Annotated in this window: 1 pseudogene; it reads left to right on the forward strand. The window is 66.2% G+C overall.

Annotated elements, in window-relative coordinates:
* Positions 1-6,084 (forward strand): annotated as a pseudogene (tpsA1, locus tag JHD77_RS30550) (two-partner secretion system exoprotein TpsA1); the annotation flags it as partial.

The raw sequence follows: 6,084 nt of genomic DNA on the forward strand, positions 1-6,084 counted from the left end.
TGCTCAACCAGGACAAGGGGGTACTCGCCAGCCGCGATGGGCTGCGCCTGAGTGCTACGGAGTTGTTCAACGGCGCGGGGGGCCTGCTGTCCAGCCAGAAGGGTATCGACGTCTCCCTGGCCGGTGCGTTCGATAACCAGGCCGGCGGCCTGGACAGCCGGGGCTTCCTGACGGTGAAGTCAGCCTGGCTCGACAACCAGGGCGGTACGCTATCCAGCGCAGGGGCATTGGCAGTGACCAGCCAGGGCGCCCTGAACAATCAGGGCGGCAGACTGGCGAGCGACGCCGGACTTAGCTTGAGCAGCGCCAGCCTCGACAACAGCCAGACCGGTGCGATCAGTGGCAAGGGGGCCGTGGAGATTCGTACCGGCAACCTGAACAACAGCCGGAAAGCCAGTATCGGCAGCGATGCGGGACTCACCCTGGTCGCCGCTCGGGTAGACAACAGCCAGGCGGGCCGGATCGCTGCCAAGGGTGCGATCAATGCGGATCTCCAAGGGTTGGACCAGCATGACAGGGGCAACCTGGTCAGCGATACCGGCATTACGCTCGATCTGAACAAGGGAAGCCTGGTCAATCGCGCTCAAGGCCTGATCGCCACGCCTGGCACTTTGCTCCTGCGCCAACTCGGCGTGGTGGACAACAGCGGTGGGGAAATCTCCAGCGACCGCGCGTTCACTCTTGCCACCTCCGCGTTGAACAACCAGGGGGGACGCCTGCTCAGCGGCGGAGCCCTGACCTTGCGTATCGCGCAGGCCCTGGACAACAGCCTCGAGGGGCTTGTCTCCGGTGCCGGAGGTCTGGATATCCAGGCATTCGTCCTGGACAACCGTAGTGGCTCCATCGGCAGCAAGGGCGCCATCGATATCGGTGTGACCCGCCTGGAAAACGACGCTGGCACGCTGATCGCCGAACGCGGCCTGAAGCTGGTAGCCGATGAGGCGAACAATTCCAAGGGGAGTATCGTCGCCAAGGATGATCTGCGTGCCAAACTCGGTGCGCTGGTGCAGAACGGGGGAGAGCTGACGACTCAGGGCGCGCTGGCCCTCGACGCCGACAAAGTCGACAACGGCGCTGGTCGCATCGCCGGCAACCGAGGTGTGGTCATCGATGCCCGGCAGGTGGACAACCGTGCCGGCGAGATTGCCAGCCAGGGCGTGGCGACGCTGAACCTCACTGAGCAACTGGACAACCGTGGCGGCAAGATCGTCGGTGACAGTGGTCTGGGCATCACCGCGCCACGCGTGCTCAACCAGGACAAGGGAGTACTCGCCAGCCGCGATGGGCTGCGCCTGAGTGGTACCGAATTGTTCAATGGCAATGCCGGACTGCTCAGCAGTCAGAGACATATAGAGGTCACTCTGGACGGCGTGCTGGACAATCAGGGCAAGGGCGCGCTGCTCAGCGACGGTACCCTGACGGTGAGCGCCGGGCGCATACACAACCAGGACGCCACTCTGTCCAGCGCCGGTGCGCTGAGACTGAGCAGCCAGGAGGCGGTGGACAACCGTGGCGGCAAGTTGGTGACGGACTCCAGCCTGCGCCTGACCAGCGCCAGCCTGGACAACAGCCGATCAGGGATCATCAGTGCCAACGCTGCGGCGGAGATCCATACCGGGGTTCTGAACAACAGCCAGAAAGGCAATCTTGGCAGTAATGACGGGCTCGGCCTGATTGCTACTGAGGTGGATAACAGCCAGGAAGGTCGGATCACTGCCAAAGGCATGATCGACGCAAATATCAAGGGACTCGATCAGCAGGGCAAAGGGCGGCTGGTCAGTAATGCCGGCATCATACTCGACCTGAACGAGGGAACCCTGGCCAATGGCGCTCAGGGCCTGATCGCCACGCCTGGAACCTTGCTCCTGCGCCAACTCGGCATGGTGGACAACAGCGGCGGGGAAATTTCCAGCGACCGAGCCTTCACACTCACCACCTCCGCGCTGACCAACCAGGGTGGCCGCCTGCGCAGCGGCGGTGTACTGACGTTGCGCATCGCCCAGGCTCTGGACAACAGCCTCGAAGGTGTTCTCTCCGGCACCGGAGGCCTGGATATCCGGGCGCTTGCCCTGGACAACCGCAGTGGCTCCATCGGCAGCAAGGGCGCCGTCGATATCGACGTGTCCCGTTTGGAAAACGATGACGGCGACCTGCTTAGCGAAGGTCGTCTGAAACTGACTGCCGAGCGAGCGAACAGTGTCAGGGGACGGATCGCGGCCAGGGGTGACCTGCACGCCAGCGTGACAGCCTTTAACCAGGCGGGTGGCGAATTGAGCAGCGAGGGTGCGCTGATGCTCGAGGCCGATAGCCTCGACAACCGCAGCGGCGGTCTGGTCAGTGCTGATGGCAACCTGACCGTTTCCGCCCGGAGGATCGACAACCGTGCGGGCGAAATCGCCAGCCCGGGCCAGGTGACACTGGACGTCGCCGAGCAGTTGGACAACCGAGGCGGCAAGGCCATCGGCGATAGCGGACTTCGCCTCGCCGCGCCACGGGTACTCAACCAGGACGGCGGGGTACTCGCCAGTCGTGATGGGCTGCGCCTGAATGGCGCCGAACTGTTCAATGGCAACGGCGGCCTGCTCAGCAGCCAGCAAAGCATCGACGTCATTCTGGACGGCGTATTGGGCAATCAGGCGGGCAGCTTGAGCAGCCAGGGACGCCTGAGCGTGAAGAGCGGTCGGCTGGACAACCAGGGCGGTGCAGTCTCCAGCGCCGGGACCTTGTCGCTTTCCAGCCAGGGTGCGTTGAACAACCAGGGGGGCAGGGTGGTCACCGACGCCGGTGCCGTCCTGCGCAGCGCCAGCCTCGACAATAGCCAGGGCGGCATCGTCAGCGCCAAGGGGGCCGCGGAGATCCGTACTGGCAGCCTCAACAATAGCCAGAAGGGCGGCATAGGCAGCGGTGCCGGGCTCGCGCTGGTCGCGGACCTGGTGGACAACAGCCAGAACGGCCGGATCACTGCCAAGGGTGCGATCGATGCCAACCTGAAGGGGCTGGATCAGCAGGGCAGCGGCAGGCTGGTCAGCGATACGGCCATCGCGCTCGATCTGCGCGGGGGAGAACTGGTCAACCGTGCTCAGGGCCTGATCGCCACGCCTGGAGCCTTGCTGCTGCGGCAACTGGGTGTCGTGGACAACAGTGGCGGTGGCGAGATCTCCAGCGATCGAAGCTTTACCCTCGCCGCGACCGCGCTGAGCAACCGGGGTGGCCGCGTGATCAGCGGCGACTCCCTGACCCTGCGCATCGCCCAGGCACTGGACAACAGCCTCCAAGGCGTTCTTTCCGCAAGCGGAGGGCTGGATGTCGCTGCACTCGTCTTCGACAACCATAGCGGCATCGTTGCTAGCAAGGGCGATACACACATCGGGGTGAACCGCCTGGAGAACGAGGCAGGCCGCGTGGTCAGCGAAGGCGCCCTGGATCTGACCGCCAAGCAGGTGAGCAGCGCCAAGGGGCGCATTGCCGCGAAGGGCGATCTGCAGGTCACGGTTGGCACCCTCGAGCAGCAGGGTGGAGAACTGGCCAGTCAGGGGACGCTGACTCTCGACGCCGATAGCCTGGATAACCGCAATGGCGGCCTGGTGAGCGCCGATGGCGGGGTCACCGCCGAGGCACGCCAGATCGATAACCGCGGTGGGGAAATATCCAGCGTGGCCAAGGTGGCTCTGGCTGTCCGGGAACAACTGGACAACCGGGGGGGCAAGGTGATCGGCGACAGTGAGCTGAGCCTAACCGTGCAGCGCCTGCTGAACCAGGCCAAGGGTGTGCTCGCCAGTCGCGATGGATTGCACCTGGACGGCGCTGAACTGCTCAATGGCGATGGCGGCCTGCTCAGCAGCCAACGCCTGGTGGATGTAACGCTCAGTGGTGCATTGGACAACCAGGGGAGCGGTGCACTGGTCAGCGAAGGGTCGCTGACAGTGAAGGCCGACCAGGTCAATAACCAGGCGGGGACTTTCTCCAGTGCGGGTAGCCTGCTCGTTACCAGCCGGGGCGAGTTGAACAACCAGGGTGGCAGGTTGGTGACCGATGCTGGAGCCACCCTGAACAGCACTGGCTTCGACAACAGCCGTGCGGGCCTGGTCAGTGCGAAAGGGGCTGTGGCCATTCGTACCGGAGCCCTGAACAACAGTCAGAAGGGATCCATTGGCGGCAATACGGGCGTCACCCTGGTCGCCGGGTTGGTCGACAACGGCCGGGAAGGACGGATCAGCACCAAGGGTACGCTCGACGCCAACCTGAAAGGGTTGCTTCAGCAGGGGGGAGGCTCGCTGGTCGGCGAGCGCGGTGTCACCCTCGACCTCAACGGTGGCACCCTGGACAACCACGACCTCGGTCTGGTTTCAACGCCTGGCGCGCTCCTGCTGCGCCAACTCGGCATGGTGGACAACAGCGTCGGCGGAGAGATATCCAGCGACCGTGCTTTCACCCTCGCCGCCAACACACTGAACAATCAGGGCGGGCGGCTGATCAGCAGCGAAGCTTTGACCCTGCGCATCGCCAAGACACTGGACAACAGTCTCAAGGGGCAGGTCCTGGCGACCGACGGACTGGCCATCGAGTCTCAGGTCTTGGACAACCGTGCGGGAACCATCGGCAGCAAGGGCGATGCCCGTATCAGCGTGACCAGCCTGGACAACGCCGAACAAGGCAGCCTGGTGAGTGAAGGCCGCCTGGAGCTTGTAGCCGACCAGGTGAGCAACGGCAACCAAGGCCGTATCGCCGCCAGAGGCGTGCTGGAGGCGGCGGTCGGTACGCTGCTCCAGCAAGGCGGCGAACTGGTCAGCCAGGGGAGCCTGGACCTTCGCGCCGACACGCTCGACAACAGCCAGTCCGGGCTGATCGCCGCGAATGGCGGCATCGCTATCGAGGCGCGGCAGGTCGACAACCGCGCCGGCGAGATTTCCAGCACCTCGAGGGTCGCCGTGAACGCCCGCGAGCAACTGGACAACCGCGGCGGCAAGGTCATCGGCGACAGCGGCCTGCGCCTCACCGTGCAGCGCCTGCTGAACCAGGCCAAGGGGGTGCTGGCCGGGCGCGACGGCCTGAGTCTGGACGGCGGCGAACTGTTCAACGGCGACGGCGGTCGGCTCGACAGCCAGAACGGCCTGAGCGTGAGCCTCGGCGGCGTGCTGGACAACCAGGGCGGCGCGCTGGTCAGCGAAGGCAGCCTGACGGCGCGCGCCGCGCGCCTGGACAACCGTGGCGGGACCTTCTCCAGCGCCGGTGCGCTGGCGCTGACCAGCCAGGCCGCGCTGGACAACCAGGGCGGCAGGCTGCTCAGCGATGCCGGTGTGACGCTGAAGGGCGCCAGCCTCGACAACAGCCGTTCCGGCGTGATCAGCGCCAAGGGCGCGGTGGATATCCGCACCGGCGTACTGGACAACAGCCGCAACGGCGGCATCGGCAGCAACGCCGGCATCACCCTGGTGGCCGCCCGGCTGGACAACGGCCAGCAGGGCCGGGTCAGCGCCAAGGGCCTGCTCGACGCCAACCTGAAAGGCCTCGACCAGCGCGGAGGCGGCGTCCTGGTCAGCGAAACCGGCGTCACCCTCGACCTCAATGGCGGCACGCTGGTCAACCGCGACGGCGGCCTGATCGCCACGCCCGGCGCGCTGCTGCTGCGCCAGCTCGGCGCGGTGGACAACGGCGCCGGCGGGGAAATCTCCAGCGACCGCGCCTTCACCCTCGCCGCCGCCAGCCTGGACAACCGCGGCGGGCGCCTGATCGGCGCCGCCAGCCTGACCCTGCGCATCGCCCAGGCCCTGGACAACAGCCTGGCCGGGGTGATCTCCGGCGCCGCCGGCCTGGACATCGCGGCCGCTCGCCTGGACAACAGCGCCAAGGGCACCCTGGCCAGCCGCGCCGGCATCGACCTGCGCGTCGACGGCGCGCTGGACAACCACGCCGAAGGCACCGTTTCCGGCGCCCGCCTGACGCTCGCCAGCGCCTCCCTGGACAACAGCGGCAAGGGCCTGCTCTCCGGCAACGCCGGCCTGAGCGTCGCCACTGGCGCGCTGGACAACGCCGAGGGTGGCCAACTGATCAGCCAGGGCGTCCTGGACGTCAGCAGCGCCGACC

Source organism: Pseudomonas sp. P20 (assembly GCF_016463925.1).
In the GTDB taxonomy this organism is placed as follows: Bacteria; Pseudomonadota; Gammaproteobacteria; order Pseudomonadales; family Pseudomonadaceae; genus Pseudomonas; species Pseudomonas aeruginosa.